Source organism: Microbacterium sp. M (assembly GCF_045181065.1).
Lineage (GTDB): Bacteria > Actinomycetota > Actinomycetes > Actinomycetales > Microbacteriaceae > Microbacterium.
In genome coordinates, this window is record NZ_CP173721.1 from 1,042,363 (window position 1) to 1,058,465 (window position 16,103).

Below are 16,103 nucleotides of genomic sequence, written 5' to 3' on the forward strand. Positions count from 1 at the left end.
ATTCGTCGCACCGGGCGGCCGTTCAGCACCGCCCCGGTAGGCTGTTGCAGTGACCATCCGTCTCTACGACACCCGCGCACAGCAGCTGCGCGACTTCGTGCCTCTCGACCCCGAGAACATCACGATGTACGTGTGCGGACCCACGGTGCAGTCCGGCCCGCACATCGGGCATGTGCGCAGCGCCCTGAGCTACGACATCCTGCGGCGTTGGCTGCAGCACCGCTACGGGCGCGTCACGGTCGTGCGCAATGTCACGGACATCGATGACAAGGTGCTCGCGAACGGCACGGACGCCGAACCCTGGTGGGCTCTGGCATACCGGATGGAGCAGGAATTCGCCGCGGCCTACACCGGCATCGGCATCCTGCCTCCGACGTACGAACCCCGCGCGACCGGCTCGATTCCGCAGATGCAGGAGCTGATCCAGACGCTCATCGAGCGCGGGCACGCCTACGCGGCTCCGGACGGATCAGGAGACGTGTACTTCGATGTGCGCTCCTGGCCGGCATACGGCGAACTCACGCGGCAGTCCATCGACGCGATGGAGGCCGCAGAAGACGCCGACCCTCGAGGCAAGCGCAACCCGCAGGACTTCGCCCTTTGGAAGGGCGCCAAGCCGGACGAGCCGGCGGATGCCGTGTGGCACTCGCCCTGGGGCGACGGTCGCCCCGGATGGCACATCGAATGCTCCGCCATGTCGAAGCGGTATCTCGGCGCCGAGTTCGACATCCACGGCGGCGGACTCGACCTGCGCTTCCCGCACCACGAGAACGAACTCGCGCAGTCGACCGCGGCCGGCGACGGCTTCGCGCGGTACTGGGTGCACAACGGTCTCGTGACGGTGGACGGGCAGAAGATGTCGAAGTCGCTGGGCAACTTCACCCTCGCCGCCGATGTCCTCAAGACGCACGATCCGCTGGTGGTGCGCTACGCGCTCGCCGCGGCGCACTATCGTTCGAGCCTCGACCTGACGGAATCGTCGTGGGCGGAAGCCGAAGCGGCGCTCGGCCGGATCCGAACCTTCGTGGAGCGCGCCGGGCGCGTGGTCGGCGACGAAGCAGCATCCGATTCCGGCATCCCGGATGCTTTCGTTGCAGCGCTGGACGACGACCTCGGCATCCCTCAGGCGCTCGCGGTGCTGCATGAGACCGTGCGCGTCGGCAACACCGCACTGGACGCTCGCGATGCCGACGGCGTGCGGGCCGCGCTCGGCTCGGCGCTGTCGATGCTGTCGATCCTCGGCATCGACCCGCGCGCGCAGCAGCAGACGAACGGCGCCGGAGCCGAGGCATCCGCCCTGGACGCCCTCGTGCGCACGATGATCGACCAGCGCGCGCAGGCGCGCGCCGACAAGGATTGGGCAGCGGCGGATCGCATCCGCGACGCGGTCGCTGCCGCAGGCATCACTCTGGAGGACACTCCGGACGGAACACATTGGAGTATCGATGGCTAAGCCAGGCAACCCCTCCGCGGGCAAGGGCAAGAAGAAGGGCCCGACCAAGGGCACCGGCGGGCTCGGGCGCAAGGCGCTCGAGGGCCGCGGACCGACGCCGAAGGCAGAGGATCGCGCCTGGCACGTCGCCGGTAAGCGCAAGGCCGCAGCCGAGCGCTATGCGGCGTCCGGCGGCAAGGGGCGCCCCGGAGTCGCCGGTAAGCGGCAGACGTCGGGCGGCAACCCGAACCGCTCGGCACGGGCGAAGGACAACACCTCCGACACCGAGACGGTCACCGGGCGCAACTCCGTGCTCGAGGCGCTGCGCACGAAGATCCCCGCGACCGCGCTGTACATCGCGCAGCGCGTCGAGATGGACGACCGCGTCAAGGAGATGCTCGCCATCGCCAAGCACCGCGACATCCCGATGCTCGAGGTCACGCGGCAGGAACTGGACCGCATGGCCGGCTTCGACGGCGTGCACCAGGGCGTCGCGCTCAAGGTGCCGCCGTACGAGTACGCCCATCCGCAGGATCTGCTGGAGAAGGTCATCGCTCGTGGTGAGGTGCCGCTGTTCGTCGCGCTCGACGGCGTGACCGACCCGCGCAACCTGGGCGCGATCATCCGCTCGGCCGCGGCGTTCGGCAGCCAGGGGATCATCCTTCCGCAGCGCCGCTCGGCCGGGGTCAACTCCGCGGCGTGGAAGACGAGCGCCGGAGCCGCGGCGCGCATCCCCGTCGCGCTGGCCACGAACCTCACGACCCAGCTCAAGGAGTTCAAGAAGCAGGGCGTGTTCGTGCTCGGTCTCGACGGCGACGGCGACGTCCTGCTGCCGCAGCTCGAGCTCGCCGATCGTCCCGTGATCATCGTCGTCGGATCCGAGGGCAAGGGACTGTCGCGCCTGGTCACCGAGACCTGCGATCAGATCGTCTCGATCCCGATCTCGACCGCCACCGAATCGCTGAACGCCGGTATCGCGACCTCCGTCGCGCTGTACCAGGTGTCCACCGTCCGAAACGCGCTGAAGTAGCAGAGGGGAAGCACATGGCTCGCATCGTCGTCATCGGAGGAACCGGCTACGCCGGACGCCACATCGTCCAGGAGGCGGTGAACCGCGGACATGAGGTGATCTCTGTCTCGCGTTCGAAGCCGGACAATCCCGTCGACGGTGCGTTGGCCGTGCAGGGCTCGGTGCTCGACATCGATGATCTCGGCGACGTCTTCGATGGTGCGGATGCCGTGGTGTCCGCCCTCTCGCCCCGCGGCGACATGGCAGAAGCCGTGCTCGGAGCCCTCCGCGGGCTCATCGCGAAGCTGACCGGCACGCCCACACGCCTCGGCGTCATCGGCGGCGCCGGCGGCAGCCTGGTCGCGCCCGGTGGGCCCCGGCTGTTCGACCAGGGCTTCCCCGAGGAGTACAAGCACGAGGCGCAGGTCGGCATCGACTCGCTCGCATTGCTGGAAGCGTCGGATGCCGGTCTCGACTGGTTCTTCGTCCACCCCGCCGAGGTCTTCGGGCCGTGGGCCGAGGGGGAGCGCACCGGTCACTACCGCGACGGCGGCGACGTCCTCGTGCGCGATGCCGACGGCAAGTCGTTCATCTCGGGAGCGGACTTCGCCATCGCGATGATCGACGAGATCGAGCAGGGCAACCACCACCGCGAGCGGTTCACGGTCGGCTACTAGATCGACGTGCTGCGATTCCGGGAGCAGGCTGCGTGCGACCGCCTCATACAGGTCGCATGATTCCGCTCGCCCGCGGGTGCTGCGTCACACCAGATCGCGCCAGTCGAGCGCGGCCGTGTCGTCCGACACAGGGACGGCGTCGGTGACCACGGGGATCGCCATCGTCTCGGTGGGCGGGCCCATGATGGTGGCCTCGTCGCGACGGTGTCGCAGCACTTCATTGATGTAGCTCGTCAGCACTTCGGCGAGCGGCACGGAACGGCCCTGGGCCTGCGACAGATACCAGCGGTGCTCGAGCACCTGGTGGAAGACCTCCGCCGGTTCGAGCTTGGCTCGCAGGTCGTACGGGATGGCGCGGACGACCGGCTCGAAGACGCGCGTCAGCCACTCGTGCGCGTACATCTCCTCGTCCGCCCATTGCTTCTTCGACCGCGCGCGGAATTCGTCCAGGTCGTTCAGCAGGCGCCGGGCCTGATTCTCTTCGACGTCGAGGCCCGTCAGGCGGATCAGGCGGCGCTGGTGGTGACCTGCATCGACGACCTTCGGCTGGATCTCGACCAGAGTGCCGTCCGCCGTGGTCGACATCGACATCTCGTCGATGTCGAATCCGAGGGCGTTCAGCCGCTCGACGCGCTCGGTGATGCGCCAGGTCTCGTTCGCCGAGAACGACTCATGGGCCGTGAGAGCGCCCCAGAGGGAATGGTAGGACGAGACGATGCCATCGGCGATCGCCACGGCATCCACTCCGTGCTCGAGCCGGCCACCGGCGGCGAGGTCCATGATCTCCCCGGCGATGTTGGTGCGCGCGAGATCGAGATCGTAGGCGCGCTGACCTTCGGTGAGTCCTTCCTCGTGCAGCTCACCGGTCTCGGCATCCACCAGGTAGGCCGCGAAGGCTCCGGCGTCCCGGCGGAAGAGCGTGTTCGACAGCGAGACGTCGCCCCAGTAGAAGCCCACGTTGTGCAGGCGGACCAGCAGCAGCGCCAGCGCGTCGACGAGGCGGGTCGCGGTGTCCGGTCGCAGCACCCGGGTGAACAGGGCGCGGTACGGCATCGAGAAGCGCAGGTGCGAGGTGACGAGAGCGGCGGGGAGCACGGTGCCCGCGGCATCCGTCCGGCCGTCGATGACGGCGACCCTGGCCACGCACGGCACGTCGAGCTTGGCGAGGTTCCCGAGCATCTCGTACTCGCGTCGCGCCATCTCGGAGGTGGTCTCCTTGACGGCGACGACGCGTCCGGAGAGATCGGCGAAGCGGACCAGGTGCCGGGAGAGACCCTTGGGAAGCGAGACGATGTGCTCGGACGGCCACTTCGCCAGCGGGACGGACCACGGCAGTCCGAGCAGGCCCGGGTCGACGGCGCTCGCGGTGATGCGCAGTGCGTCCTGCATCGGGTCTCCTCGCTGTCCGTGGATCCTGGAAAACGCCGCGGCGCGGGCGACCAGAAGGTCAGCCCGCGCCGCGTGTGTGGTGTGCTTACGCCGCCGAGACGATCGGCTTGTCGTTCAGACGCTCACCCGACTCGAGGTCGAACGCGTGCACGTGGCCGGGGTTGGCGGCCAGCGTGACGGTCTCGCCCGCGTTGGGGTGGCTGCGGCCGTCGACGCGCGCGACGATGTCGGAGCGCTTGCCGTTGATCTCGGTGTGGCCGTACAGGTAGCCGTCAGCACCGAGCTCCTCGACGAGGTCGACCGTGACCGGGATGCCCTTGCCATCGGCGGGGCCGACCGTGATGTCCTCGGGGCGGACGCCGACCATGACCTGGCTGCCGTGTGCGCGGCCCACCGTGTCGCGGTCGAGCGGGACGACCTCGGAACCGAAGCGCACGCCGCCCTCGGCGAGGTCCGCCGGGAACAGGTTCATGGCGGGGGAGCCGATGAAGCCGGCGACGAACACGTTGTTCGGCTTCTCGTACAGGTCGCGCGGCGTGCCGACCTGCTGCAGGATGCCGTCCTTGAGGACCGCGATGCGGTCACCCATGGTCAGAGCCTCGGTCTGGTCGTGCGTGACGTAGACGGTCGTGACGCCGAGGCGACGCTGCAGCGACGCGATCTGCGTACGGGTCTGGACACGGAGCTTGGCGTCGAGGTTCGACAGCGGCTCGTCCATGAGGAACACCTGGGGCTGACGCACGATGGCGCGACCCATGGCGACGCGCTGACGCTGACCACCGGAGAGGGCCTTCGGCTTGCGGGTGAGGTAGTCCTCGAGGTCGAGGAGCTTCGCCGCCTCGAGCACGCGTGCTGCGCGCTCTTCCTTGCCGATGCCGGCGATCTTGAGCGCGAAGCCCATGTTCTCGGCGACCGTCATGTGCGGGTACAGGGCGTAGTTCTGGAAGACCATCGCGATGTCGCGATCCTTCGGCGGGACGTCGGTGACGTCGCGGTCGCCGATGAGGATGCGGCCGGCGTTGACCTCTTCGAGGCCGGCGAGCATACGAAGCGACGTGGACTTACCGCAACCGGAGGGGCCGACCAGGACGAGGAACTCGCCGTCTCCCACTTCGAGGTTGAGCTTGTCGACAGCGGGACGGGTTCCGCCGGGGTACAGGCGGGTGGCGTCATCGAAAGTGACAGTTGCCATTGCATTTCTCCTTCACCGGCAGGTACGTGCCGGACGATCCGTTGTGATGGAAGCGGCGGGGTGCACCCGCCGTGGCCCACCGTTGGGCCGAGTTCAGTATGCCATGACTTGCCGCATCTGGGTATTTCCCAGCCTGCCTCGTTAGCATCGATACCAGTGCTGCTCCACTGAGTGGCCATTTGGGGGAACCCGTCCCCGCAGACTTTCAAGAGGAACGATGTCGAGCGACGAAACGCCGAACGTCCCCGCCACCCGCAATACCCGCGAGGCGGTCCGGGAGAAGGCACAGCAGGTCAATGCCAAGCAGTCCCGCGCGCGCATCGTGCGTCGGATCATCATCGGACTGGTGGCGGTCGTCGCCGTCGGTGCCGTCGGCACCGCGGTGGCGATGGCGGTCAACTCGTCGGTGTCCGAACCGACGATGAATCCCGCCGGGCTGGACGACGACGGCGTCGTCGTCCACGAGATCACGGGGGCGACGATCGCCAACGGCGAGATCCCCGCGACGCCGACGGCGGCGCCGACCGAGGCAGGCGAAGAGGCGACTCCCACGCCGGAGCCGACCGCTGCCGGTGCCGTCGACATCCACATCTACGTCGACTACCTGTCGCCGGGTGCCGGTGAGTTCGAGCGCGCCAACGCCCTTCAGCTGACCGGCTGGATCACCGAGGGCGCAGCGAGCGTCACGTATCACCCGGTGTCGCTTCTCACCGCGAACTCCAACGGCACGAAGTACTCGCTGCGCGCAGCCGCCGCGGCGGCCTGCGTCGCCGAGTACTCGCCGACGCAGTTCTACGCCTTCAACCACGAGCTGCTCATCGGCCAGCCGGAGGTCGACAGCGACGGCCGCTCTGACGTCGAGCTCGCCGACCTCGCCGGCGCCGTCGGTGTCGACGCGGGCAAGAAGGTGCGCTCGTGCATCGAGGGTCAGGACTTCGTGTCCTGGGCGAAGGATGCCACGGCTCGCGCGCTCGAAGGCCCGCTGCCCGGCTCGGAGGACCTCGCACTGAGCGCGGCTCCGATGGTCGTCGTCAACGGGCAGGCCTACGTCGGTTCGCTCAACGACCCGGCCGAGTTCTCGCAGTTCGTGCTCACCGTCTCCAGCGACGCCTACTACGAGGCGACCGAGACGGCGACGCCGACCCCGACGCCGTCGGAGACTCCTGCCACGACCGAGACACCGGCGACCGAGACGCCCGCCGAGTGACATCCGCCGACCGGTCCTGAGCCGGTCGGTGCGGTGCCATAGAATCTCTCATGCGGCTCCTCGGCGCCGTACGCCGACTTAGCTCAGCTGGTAGAGCACCTGTCTTGTAAACAGGATGTCGCGGGTTCGAGCCCCGCAGTCGGCTCCGATCGGCCCTTCCCCTGTCGCCGCCGTGCCAGGATGGCTCGCATGGACTACACGCATCTCGGACGCACCGGCACGCAGGTCTCGCGCATCGTCCTCGGGACGATGAACTTCGGTGATCGCACCTCTGAAGAGGAATCCTTCGCGATCATGGATCGCGCTCTCGAGCTCGGGGTGAACTTCTTCGACACGGCCAACGCGTACGGAGGCAGCGGCGGACGCGGGGCGACCGAGGAGATCATCGGACGCTGGTTCAGCGCCCGCCCCGGTGTGCGAGACGACATCGTGCTCGCCACGAAGGTGCATTCCCCGATGGTGGACGGCGACGTCGTCAACGCCCGCGGTTCGTCGGCGTGGCAGGTGCGGCGCGAAGCGATCGGCTCGCTGAGCCGTCTGCAGACCGATCGGATCGACCTCTACCAGTTCCACCACATCGACCGGCACATCCCGTGGGACGAGATGTGGCAGGCCATGGAGATCCTCGTCTCGCGGGCCGAGGTCGTCTACACGGGCAGCTCGAACTTCGCCGCCTGGAACATCGCCCAGGCGAACGAGATCGCGAAGCAGCGGCACTTCCTCGGCCTGGTGAGCGAACAGTCGCTCTACAACCTCGCGCATCGCACGATCGAACTCGAGGTCATCCCCGCGGCCCGCAATTACGGTCTCGGCATCCTCCCCTGGTCGCCGCTCAGCGGTGGACTCCTCAGCGGCGGATCCTCCGATGCGAACGCCCGATCCAACACCGGGCGCGCCGCCGAGACCCGGGCCAAGCACCGCGATCAGGTCGAGGCCTACGAGCGCTTCGCTCAGGAACGCGGCTGGAAGCCGGCTGCGCTGGGGCTCGCGTGGCTGCTGCACCAGCCGGGCGTCACTGGGCCCATCATCGGCCCCCGCACGGTTGCGCAGCTGGAATCCGCCGTCACCGCCCTCGACATCGCGCTCAGCGCGGACGACCTCCGCGCGCTGGACGAGATCTTCCCCGGCCCTGGCGGTCAGGCACCGGAGGCCTACGCCTGGTGAGGTGACGCGACGCCGAACACGTTCGGGTCGACCGGGCGCTGCGCGCGCGGGAGCTTCTCGACGACCAGTCGATAGGACTCCGTCACGAGCTCTTCGATGAGCCCTGGTTCGATGGATGCCCCGGGGGTCACCGAGATCCAGTGCTTCTTGTTCATGTGATAGCCGGGCGCGATGTCGGCGAACGTCGCGCACAGCGCCTCGGCGTCCTCGGGGTGCGACTTCAGCGTCACCATGGCGCGGCCCGCGTAGCGCGTCTGCAGCATGAACACCTTGCCGCGGACCTTGAAGACGTCCCACTCCGGGCCGAACGGATGCTCGAGACCGGCGCCGGGCAGTTCGTCGGCACGCTCCGTCGCCGCTTTCAGCAGCGTCTCGTCATCCATCAGAACAGCTTCTCCTCGGCGCCTTTGTCGTTGTTGCGAGGTGTCGCGACGACGCGTTCGTCCTGGGACGCCGCGGCCGCGAGCGCCCCGTCGATCACCGCGCGCCCGCCCTCGCCCAGCAGCCAGTCGTGCGCGTAGTCGGTGGGGATCAGCACCGGCATCCGGTCGTGAAGGCCGGCGAGATGCTCGGGAGCCGGACGCATGACGATCGAGAAGCACGTGAACCACTCGCCGTCGGCCGTCCGCCCGCGCTGCGCCACGGCGGCCATCCCGAACAGCGCGCCGCTGTCGAGACCGAACTCGTGCCACACCCGGTCGGGCTTCTGCAGTTCGAACCAGCCAGTCGCCGGGACGATCGCTCGCGACCGTGCCTTCCCCGGTTGATCCTGCAGCCGCTCGGAGCGCGTGTTGATCGAGGGGAACTTCGCCGGCTCACCGTTCACCAGGAAGCCCCACCACGCGGGCTCCAGTGTCGGCTCGCCGTCGCGCGGCACGACGATCGGGTTGAGATTGCGCAGGTTCTTGCCGGTCGGCCGGAGCGTCTCGCCGGCGTTGCGTTCGGCCCACTCCCGCAGGCCGTCGAGGATGTCGGCATCCGCTTCGGCCAGCAGCTCGGCGTCGGTGAATCGGGGATCGAGTCCATAGCTCGCGCACATGCCGCAAGAGTAGCCTCGACCGCGGACATTCGGTCCGTCCGGTAGCGTGGCAGAAGTGCCTCGTACTCGCCGACTGCCCGCCTTCGCGGCGATCGGCGGCGCGATCTCGATCGGGGCGATGACAGCGGTCCAGGCGCGCATCAATGGCGTTCTCGGGGTCAGCATCGGCAACGGCGTCGTCGCGGGGCTCGTCTCCTTCGGCTCCGGACTTCTGCTGCTCGTCGTCCTGGTCGGAGTGGTGCCCTCAGGGCGTGCCGGGATGGCTCGCCTGTGGCGAGGCATCCGATCCCGCAGCATCCCGCCGTGGATGCTGCTGGGCGGAGCGTGCGGAGCTCTGACCGTGACGACGCAGGGCCTGACCGCCGCAGTTCTCGGGGTGTCCCTCTTCACCGTCGGCGTCGTGGCTGGCCAGACGCTGCACGGCCTGATCCTCGATCGGCTCGGCTTCGGGCCGGCCGGTGTCGTCGCCGTGACGATGGGGCGCGTGGCCGGGGGAGCGCTCGCGCTGATCGCGGTCGGGATCTCCCTCGGCGGAGACGTGCTCGCCCACGCGCCGCTGTGGATGCTGATCCTGCCGTTCGCGGCCGGTGTCGGCATCGCGTGGCAGCAGGCGGCGAACGGTCGCCTCGCACAACGTGTGGAGTCTCCGGCGATCGCCACCACCGTGAGCTTCATCGCCGGGACCGTGGTGCTCGCCGTCGCCGCAGGGATCAGTCTGCTCGTCGGCGGGGCTACGAACCCGCTGCCCGCCGATCCGTGGATGTACCTCGGCGGCCTGCTCGGCGTGATCTACATCTTCCTCGCGGCGGCGCTCGTCGCGCGGACCGGGGTTCTGCTGCTGGGCCTCGGATCCGTGCTCGGTCAGCTCGTGACGGCCGTGATCATCGACGCGATCTGGCCGGCCGAAGCCGGGCCCGCCCTCTGGCAGACCGTCGCGATGGTGGCCGTGGCCGTGGCCAGCGTCCTCGTCGCCGTGATCCGTCCACGACGACGCTGATCGACTGCTACTTCTTCTTCTCCGGCATCCGCGTCAGCAGAGCGCGGGCGTCCACCGGCTTGCGGCGGCCCGGCTTCTTCGCGGGTTTGCCACCGACGTAGAGCCAGCCGAGCAGCTCCTCGTTCTTCTTGAGGCCGTGCGCCTTCGCGACGGCCTTCGAACGCGTGTAGTGACCGGTGCGCCACAGCACGCCCCAGCCCGCCTCGTCGAGCAGCAGGCTCAATGTATGCGCGACTCCGGATGCCACGGCCTCCTGTTCCCAGCGCGGCACCTTGTCGCTGGTGCGATAGCTCGCCACCACGGCGATCAGCAGGGGAGCGCGCAGTGGTTTCGACGATGGGTGCTTGTCCCCCTCGGCCTTCGCGATCGCCTTGCCGAGCACCTCACGATCCGCACCACGCAGCTCGATGAGCCGCCAGGGGCGCAGAGACGAATGGTCCGCGACCCGCCCGGCCGCCGCGACCAGGGGCAGCAGCTCCGAACGCGTCGGGGCCTGGTCGGTGACCTTCGACCAGGACTGACGCGCACGGACGGCGTCGAGTGCGCTCACGACTGCGGAGCTTCCGACGCCTCCGGGGCGAAGTTCAGCGCGAGCGAGTTCATGCAGTAGCGGTCGCCGGTCGGCGTGCCGAAGCCGTCGGGGAAGACATGGCCGAGGTGCGAGCCGCAGTTCGCGCAGCGCACCTCGGTGCGCACCATCCCGAGGGTGGTGTCCTCGATGAGCTCGACCGCATCCGGGCGGATCGACTCGTAGAAGCTGGGCCAGCCGCAGCCGGAATCGAACTTGGTGCCGCTCTTGAACAGTTCCGCATCGCACGCGCCGCAGGTGTACAGCCCGGCGCGCTCCTCGTCGAGCAGCTCGCCCGTCCAGGCGCGTTCGGTCGCCGCTTGGCGCAGCACCGCGAACTGCTCATCACCGAGCTCGGCACGCCACTCGGCATCGGACTTGTTCACGCTGTAGGACATGGGGACCTCCTGAGTCATCAGGTTCCATTCTCCCGCGTCGGAGCGACTGCCGGCGCGCGCGGGCTGGGAGGGACCCTGGAGTGGCTCCCCGGGATCGAGCGAACCGCGGCGTAGGCTTCGGACATGCTCGGAGATCTGACGGACCGCGATCGCGCGATCCTCGCGTTGGAGGTCTCCTGGCCGCGGCACAGCGGCGCCAAGGAAGAGGCGATCCGTACGCAGCTCGGGATGAGCCCTGCTCGCTACTACCAGTTGCTGTGGCGTCTCATCGACACCGAGCAGGCGCTCGAGCACGACCCGCTGCTGGTGCGGCGGCTGCGTCGGATCCGGGACTCCCGCGGCGTCCAGCGCAGCGTGCGGATGCAGGGCTTCGTCGGCTGAGCGCCGCCCGTCCGGCATCCTGAACGTCCCTGATGAGGATGCCGAGATGCATGCCCTAGCATCGAGGGGTGTCCAAGCCCGCTCGTGATCGTTTCGACGATGTCCCCCGCACGTCCGGCCGCGTAGGCGCTCATCGTGCAGAGAATCCAGGCAGCAACGGCTGGATGGTCCTGCTCTGGTCCGTCGTCGCCGCCCTCGTCCTGCTCGTCGTCGGGATCTTCGTCGCGCTTGTCGTCATGGGGCGCATCGCGTTGTTCCCCACCGACCAGGAGACCGTCGCACCTGCCCCGGAGGAGACCGGGATCGTCGACACCTCCTACTCGGTCATGATCCTCAACGCCACGCCGGACGACGCCCTGGACGACCAGATGCGCGACGAGCTGATCAACGCGGGCTACAACGCCGAACTCGTGTTCGCCGTCGATGGCGCATCGGACGATTTCGAGGACACCACGATCTACTACGTGGAGGATGCCGACGCGGAGGCCGCGGCTGGGCTCGCCGACCTCATCGGCGGCGCGATCGTTGAGCAGAGCGACTACTACGCCGCGATGAACGACACCGGCCAGGCGCAGCTGACGATCGTGATCGGGCTCGACCGCACGGGTGAAGCACCGGCCGAGTAGGTCCGGCATCGGGCGGCGACAGCCATCGCGGTGCGACTGTTTCTCCCTGCGCGTACGCGGCTTGCACTCGATGGGGTCGAGTGCCAGAATGGGCGTTAGCACTCGATCGCTCTGAGTGCTAAACCGAACGTATTACGTCCAGGAGGGACGACAAAACTCATGGCAAAGATCATCGCTTTCGATGAGGAGGCCCGCCGCGGTCTCGAGCGCGGCCTGAACATCCTCGCCGACGCTGTCAAGGTGACCCTCGGCCCGCGCGGTCGCAACGTCGTGCTCGAGAAGAAGTGGGGCGCACCCACGATCACGAACGACGGCGTCTCGATCGCCAAGGAGATCGAGCTGGACGACCCGTACGAGAAGATCGGTGCGGAGCTCGTCAAGGAGGTCGCCAAGAAGACCGACGACGTCGCGGGTGACGGAACCACCACCGCGACCGTTCTCGCTCAGGCTCTGGTCCGCGAAGGCCTGCGCAACGTCGCAGCCGGCGCCGACCCGATCTCGCTGAAGAAGGGCATCGAGAAGGCTGTCACGGCCATCACCGAAGAGCTCCTCTCCAGCGCCAAGGAGATCGAGTCCAAGGAAGAGATCGCGGCCACGGCCTCCATCTCCGCCGCTGACGCCTCGATCGGCGAACTGATCGCCGAGGCGATCGACAAGGTCGGCAAGGAGGGTGTCGTCACCGTCGAGGAGTCGCAGACCTTCGGCACCGAGCTCGAGCTCACCGAGGGCATGCGCTTCGACAAGGGCTACATCAACCCCTACTTCGTCACGGACCCCGACCGCCAGGAGGCGGTGTTCGAGGAGCCCTACATCCTCATCGCCAACTCGAAGATCTCCAACATCAAGGACCTGCTCCCGGTCGTCGACAAGGTGATCCAGGACGGCAAGGAGCTCGTCATCATCGCCGAGGACGTCGAGGGCGAAGCGCTCGCGACTCTCGTGCTCAACAAGATCCGCGGCATCTTCAAGTCGGCTGCCGTCAAGGCTCCCGGTTTCGGTGACCGTCGCAAGGCGCAGCTGCAGGACATCGCGATCCTCACCGGTGGTCAGGTCATCACCGAAGAGGTCGGTCTGAAGCTCGAGAACACGACGCTCGACCTGCTCGGCCGTGCCCGCAAGGTCATCATCACCAAGGATGAGACCACGATCATCGAGGGTGCCGGCGAGGCTGACGCGATCGAGGGTCGCGTGACCCAGATCCGTCGCGAGATCGACAACACCGACAGCGACTACGACCGTGAGAAGCTCCAGGAGCGCCTCGCGAAGCTCGCCGGTGGCGTCGCCGTCATCAAGGCCGGAGCCGCGACCGAGGTCGAGCTCAAGGAGCGCAAGCACCGCATCGAGGACGCCGTCCGCAACGCCAAGGCGGCTGTGGAAGAGGGCATCGTCCCCGGTGGTGGCGTCGCGCTCATCCAGGCGGGCACCAAGGCTCTCGACGCTCTCGAGCTCGAGGGCGACGAGGCGACCGGTGCGAACATCGTTCGCGTCGCGATCTCGGCTCCGCTGAAGCAGATCGCGCTGAACGCCGGTCTCGAGCCTGGTGTCGTCGCGGCGAAGGTCGCGGAACTGCCGATCGGCCAGGGCCTCAACGCGGCCACGGGCGAGTACGTCGACATGTTCGCAGCGGGCATCATCGACCCGGCCAAGGTGACGCGTTCGGCTCTGCAGAACGCGGCGTCGATCGCCGGTCTGTTCCTCACCACCGAGGCCGTCGTCGCCGACAAGCCCGAGAAGAACCCGGCTCCGGCCGGCGACCCGACGGGTGGCATGGACTTCTGAGTCCAGACGTTCTACACAGAAACGCCCCGGCCTCGGCCGGGGCGTTTCTGCGTTCCGCAGCGGGGGATCAGCGGAACAGGCTCGCCGAATACGCGTCGACGTCTTCGTAGTTGCGGGAGACATTGCCGAGCGCGACGCTGATCGACGCGAGCACCTGCTCCACGTGCAGCTGCGCGGCACGCCACTGCTCGCCGCAGGTCTGGAACGCGGCTGATGCGTTACCGGTCCACGACGACTGCAGCTGGGTGAGCTGCGCGGAGAGCGCGGTGGACTCGGCCTGCAGGCGCTCGACCGTTCCGCGGGTGGCCGCGGTGGCGGCGTTGACTGCTTCGGTGTCGACACTGAAGACGGACATGGGGACTCCTCTCGTTGCCCGGCGTCGGCCGCCGGGAGCTCTGAGACTAGGCGGGTGCCACGTCGCCGCGTCCGGTCGGAAGCGCGATGTCCACGGCATCCGTGGAGAGTCCGCGCCGCAGACGAGTCCGTGCAGAGCGAGTGGTGGTCAGAGTTCGAGCGGTTCGATCGGCTGGGTGTCCTGAAGCAGGTGCTCGGGAATCGCACGAGCAGGAGCGAGCGGGAGCGTGACCGTGAACGTCGCTCCGCCACCAGGAGTCTCGGACACGGACACGGAGCCGTGCAGGGCCTCGACGATCGAGGCGACGATCGCCAGCCCCAGCCCCGACCCGCCGGTCTCGCGTGCCCGCGAGGTGTCGGCGCGCCAGAACCGCTGGAAGATCTGCTCGCGGATCTGCTCGGGCACGCCCTCGCCATGATCGGCGATCGAGATCGTTCCGACCCCGGCGAGACGATCGGCGCCGACGATGATCTCGATGGGGGAGTCCTCGCCGGAGAAGCGCCGGGCGTTGCCGAGCAGGTTCGCCACGACCTGGCGCACCTTGTTCTCCTCGCCCAGCACGATCGGCGGCGTGCTCACCGGATTGTCGATGACCTCGCTGAAGTCGATCTCGGGGACGGGCTCGGACTGCGAGGATCGCGGACGTCGGCGCAGTCGGGCCAGTGTCGCACCGGCGCGGCCGCGCGGACCCTGCGCCGGGCGATGCTGCTCGATCGGCACGGTGGTCGTCGGGGGCTTGAGCGGGGGCTGGTCGGCGGTGGTGTCGATCACGGCGATCGTGCGGCCCGGGGCGGCGGCGCGCACATCCAGCGCGGCATCCCTGGCGATCGGGCGCAGGTCGAGGGGGGCGATCTCGGGTTCGCGTTCCTCATCGAGGCGGGCCAGTGCGAGGAGATCCTCGACGAGCACGCCCATCCGGATCGCCTCCTTCTCGATGCGCTCCATCGCCCTGGCGGTGTCCTCGTCGCCGCGGATGGCGCCCATGCGGTAGAGCTCGGCGTATCCGCGCACGCTCACCAGTGGCGTGCGCAGCTCGTGGCTCGCGTCGCCGATGAACCGCCGCATGTGCTGCACTGTCCGGTCGCGCTCGGCGATCGACCGGTCGAGGCGATCGAGCATCGTATTGATCGCGAGGTTGAGGCGGCCCACCTCCGTCGTCGGCTCGAGGTCGGTCATGCGCTGACCGAAGTCGCCGGATGCGATCGCCATGGCGGTCGTCTCGACGTGGCCGAGGCGGCGGAACGTCAGCGTGACCAGCCCGCGGGTGAGCAGGGCCGCGATGAGGATCGTGAACAGGGCGACCGTCGTGTAGACGCCCAGGTAGAGCCCGATGATGCGGTCCACCTCTTCGAGCGGCAGAGCCACGTACTGCACGTAGACGGTGCCGTCCGGTCCTGGCTTCGTGCTCACGGCGCCGTGGAACGGTGTCTTGCCGTCGACGCCCGTCAACGTGAGCGGAATGGTCTCTTCGTCCGCCTTGGCCTCGGCGAGCGGATACGTCTCCGGAAAAGCCGGGGTCACCGCATCCTGAGGTCCGCCGGCCTGGGCGATGAACGTGCCGCCCGCGTCGTAGAACGCCACGAAGGCCTCGCTGCGGACGGCATCCTCTCGTGGAGTGAGCACGAGTCCGCCGTCGCCGTTGGACGAGACGGTGAAGAACCGATCCGCCATGTCCGTGGTCGACAACGGCTGCAGCTGCGCGTTGATGTTGCCGATCAGGGCTGCCCGCATGATCGGAACGGTGCCGATGCCGGCGACGAGCAGCCCGAGCGCGAGCACGGCGACGGTGACGCCGGTGACCTTGGCGCGCAGGCTGATGCGCCGCCACCAGCTGGTGACCGCGTCGGGCTTGTGCGCCATGCGGTCCCTCCTGCGAACGGCGTGCGACGG

At 68.4% G+C, this 16,103-nt stretch carries 17 protein-coding genes and 1 tRNA gene; 10 read left to right on the forward strand and 8 right to left on the reverse strand.

Translation table 11 applies throughout. The features are described from left to right. Window positions 1-49: 49 nt before the first annotated feature. Genes cysS through ACI7YT_RS04860 form a run of 3 tightly spaced genes read left to right on the forward strand, consistent with a single transcriptional unit; the run spans window position 50 to window position 3,118 of the window. Window positions 50-1,453 carry a cysteine--tRNA ligase gene (gene cysS, locus ACI7YT_RS04850; protein WP_406249337.1) on the forward strand — a complete coding sequence of 468 codons (1,404 nt, stop codon included), beginning with the start codon at window positions 50-52 and terminating at the stop codon, window positions 1,451-1,453. After that, complete coding sequence (rlmB, locus tag ACI7YT_RS04855; protein WP_406249338.1) at window positions 1,446-2,462, forward strand: 23S rRNA (guanosine(2251)-2'-O)-methyltransferase RlmB; 1,017 nt, start codon at window positions 1,446-1,448, stop codon at window positions 2,460-2,462. Before cysS ends, rlmB begins: the two co-directional genes overlap by 8 nt. Window positions 2,463-2,476: 14 nt before the next feature. Next, entirely contained in the window at window positions 2,477-3,118 is a 642-nt protein-coding gene (locus ACI7YT_RS04860) for an NAD(P)-dependent oxidoreductase (protein ID WP_406249339.1), read from the forward strand. An 84-nt stretch (window positions 3,119-3,202) separates the two neighbouring features. On the opposite strand, the gene ACI7YT_RS04865 is transcribed toward ACI7YT_RS04860, so the two are convergent. Further along, the gene (locus tag ACI7YT_RS04865; RefSeq protein ID WP_406249340.1) at window positions 3,203-4,507 is read right to left on the reverse strand and encodes a DUF4032 domain-containing protein; all 1,305 of its coding nucleotides are present in this window, start codon (window positions 4,505-4,507) and stop codon (window positions 3,203-3,205) included. Window positions 4,508-4,592: 85 nt separating this feature from the next. Then, window positions 4,593-5,699, reverse strand: coding sequence for an ABC transporter ATP-binding protein (locus tag ACI7YT_RS04870; RefSeq protein WP_406249341.1), 1,107 nt, complete (start codon window positions 5,697-5,699; stop codon window positions 4,593-4,595). A 217-nt stretch (window positions 5,700-5,916) separates the two neighbouring features. Here ACI7YT_RS04870 and ACI7YT_RS04875 point away from each other — a divergent pair, with 217 nt between their 5' ends. From ACI7YT_RS04875 to ACI7YT_RS04885, 3 genes are all read left to right on the forward strand, one after another. Beyond that, window positions 5,917-6,906, forward strand: coding sequence for a DsbA family protein (locus ACI7YT_RS04875; protein WP_406249342.1), 990 nt, complete (start codon window positions 5,917-5,919; stop codon window positions 6,904-6,906). Window positions 6,907-6,978: 72 nt separating this feature from the next. Continuing rightward, window positions 6,979-7,051, forward strand: a tRNA-Thr gene (locus ACI7YT_RS04880). A 44-nt stretch (window positions 7,052-7,095) separates the two neighbouring features. Next, window positions 7,096-8,070, forward strand: coding sequence for an aldo/keto reductase (locus ACI7YT_RS04885; protein ID WP_406249343.1), 975 nt, complete (start codon window positions 7,096-7,098; stop codon window positions 8,068-8,070). On the opposite strand, the gene ACI7YT_RS04890 is transcribed toward ACI7YT_RS04885, so the two are convergent. Continuing rightward, the gene (locus ACI7YT_RS04890) at window positions 8,058-8,453 is read right to left on the reverse strand and encodes an MmcQ/YjbR family DNA-binding protein (protein WP_406249344.1); all 396 of its coding nucleotides are present in this window, start codon (window positions 8,451-8,453) and stop codon (window positions 8,058-8,060) included. The two genes, ACI7YT_RS04885 and ACI7YT_RS04890, sit on opposite strands and share 13 nt — an antisense overlap. Next, window positions 8,453-9,109, reverse strand: a complete 657-nt coding sequence (locus ACI7YT_RS04895) for an SOS response-associated peptidase family protein (RefSeq protein ID WP_406249345.1) — start codon at window positions 9,107-9,109, stop codon at window positions 8,453-8,455. The genes ACI7YT_RS04890 and ACI7YT_RS04895 overlap by 1 nt, the downstream gene beginning before the upstream one ends. A 55-nt stretch (window positions 9,110-9,164) precedes the next feature. On the opposite strand from ACI7YT_RS04895, the gene ACI7YT_RS04900 reads away from it, so the two are divergent. Further along, window positions 9,165-10,106: a DMT family transporter gene (locus ACI7YT_RS04900; RefSeq protein ID WP_406249346.1), complete on the forward strand. Its 942-nt coding sequence runs from the start codon at window positions 9,165-9,167 to the stop codon at window positions 10,104-10,106. 7 nt (window positions 10,107-10,113) lie between these two features. On the opposite strand, the gene ACI7YT_RS04905 is transcribed toward ACI7YT_RS04900, so the two are convergent. After that, window positions 10,114-10,656 carry a nitroreductase family protein gene (locus ACI7YT_RS04905; RefSeq protein WP_406249347.1) on the reverse strand — a complete coding sequence of 181 codons (543 nt, stop codon included), beginning with the start codon at window positions 10,654-10,656 and terminating at the stop codon, window positions 10,114-10,116. Continuing rightward, window positions 10,653-11,072 carry a peptide-methionine (R)-S-oxide reductase MsrB gene (gene msrB / locus ACI7YT_RS04910; RefSeq protein ID WP_406249348.1) on the reverse strand — a complete coding sequence of 140 codons (420 nt, stop codon included), beginning with the start codon at window positions 11,070-11,072 and terminating at the stop codon, window positions 10,653-10,655. Before msrB ends, ACI7YT_RS04905 begins: the two co-directional genes overlap by 4 nt. A gap of 123 nt (window positions 11,073-11,195) precedes the next feature. Between msrB and ACI7YT_RS04915 the strand changes: the two genes are divergently transcribed. From ACI7YT_RS04915 to groL, 3 genes are all read left to right on the forward strand, one after another. Beyond that, the gene (locus ACI7YT_RS04915; RefSeq protein WP_406249349.1) at window positions 11,196-11,453 is read left to right on the forward strand and encodes a DUF3263 domain-containing protein; all 258 of its coding nucleotides are present in this window, start codon (window positions 11,196-11,198) and stop codon (window positions 11,451-11,453) included. Window positions 11,454-11,521: 68 nt separating this feature from the next. Next, window positions 11,522-12,079 carry a LytR C-terminal domain-containing protein gene (locus ACI7YT_RS04920; RefSeq protein WP_406249350.1) on the forward strand — a complete coding sequence of 186 codons (558 nt, stop codon included), beginning with the start codon at window positions 11,522-11,524 and terminating at the stop codon, window positions 12,077-12,079. A gap of 159 nt (window positions 12,080-12,238) precedes the next feature. Beyond that, window positions 12,239-13,858 (forward strand): chaperonin GroEL, encoded by a 1,620-nt coding sequence (gene groL, locus ACI7YT_RS04925; RefSeq protein ID WP_406249351.1) that lies wholly within the window; start codon window positions 12,239-12,241, stop codon window positions 13,856-13,858. Window positions 13,859-13,925: 67 nt separating this feature from the next. Here groL and ACI7YT_RS04930 read toward each other — a convergent pair whose 3' ends face one another. Both ACI7YT_RS04930 and ACI7YT_RS04935 read right to left on the reverse strand, forming a co-directional pair. Then, window positions 13,926-14,213 (reverse strand): WXG100 family type VII secretion target, encoded by a 288-nt coding sequence (locus tag ACI7YT_RS04930; protein WP_406249352.1) that lies wholly within the window; start codon window positions 14,211-14,213, stop codon window positions 13,926-13,928. Window positions 14,214-14,360: 147 nt separating this feature from the next. Next, a complete protein-coding gene (locus ACI7YT_RS04935; RefSeq protein WP_406249353.1) occupies window positions 14,361-16,073 on the reverse strand; it encodes a sensor histidine kinase in 1,713 nt (570 codons plus the stop codon). Between the last annotated feature and the right edge of the window lie 30 nt (window positions 16,074-16,103).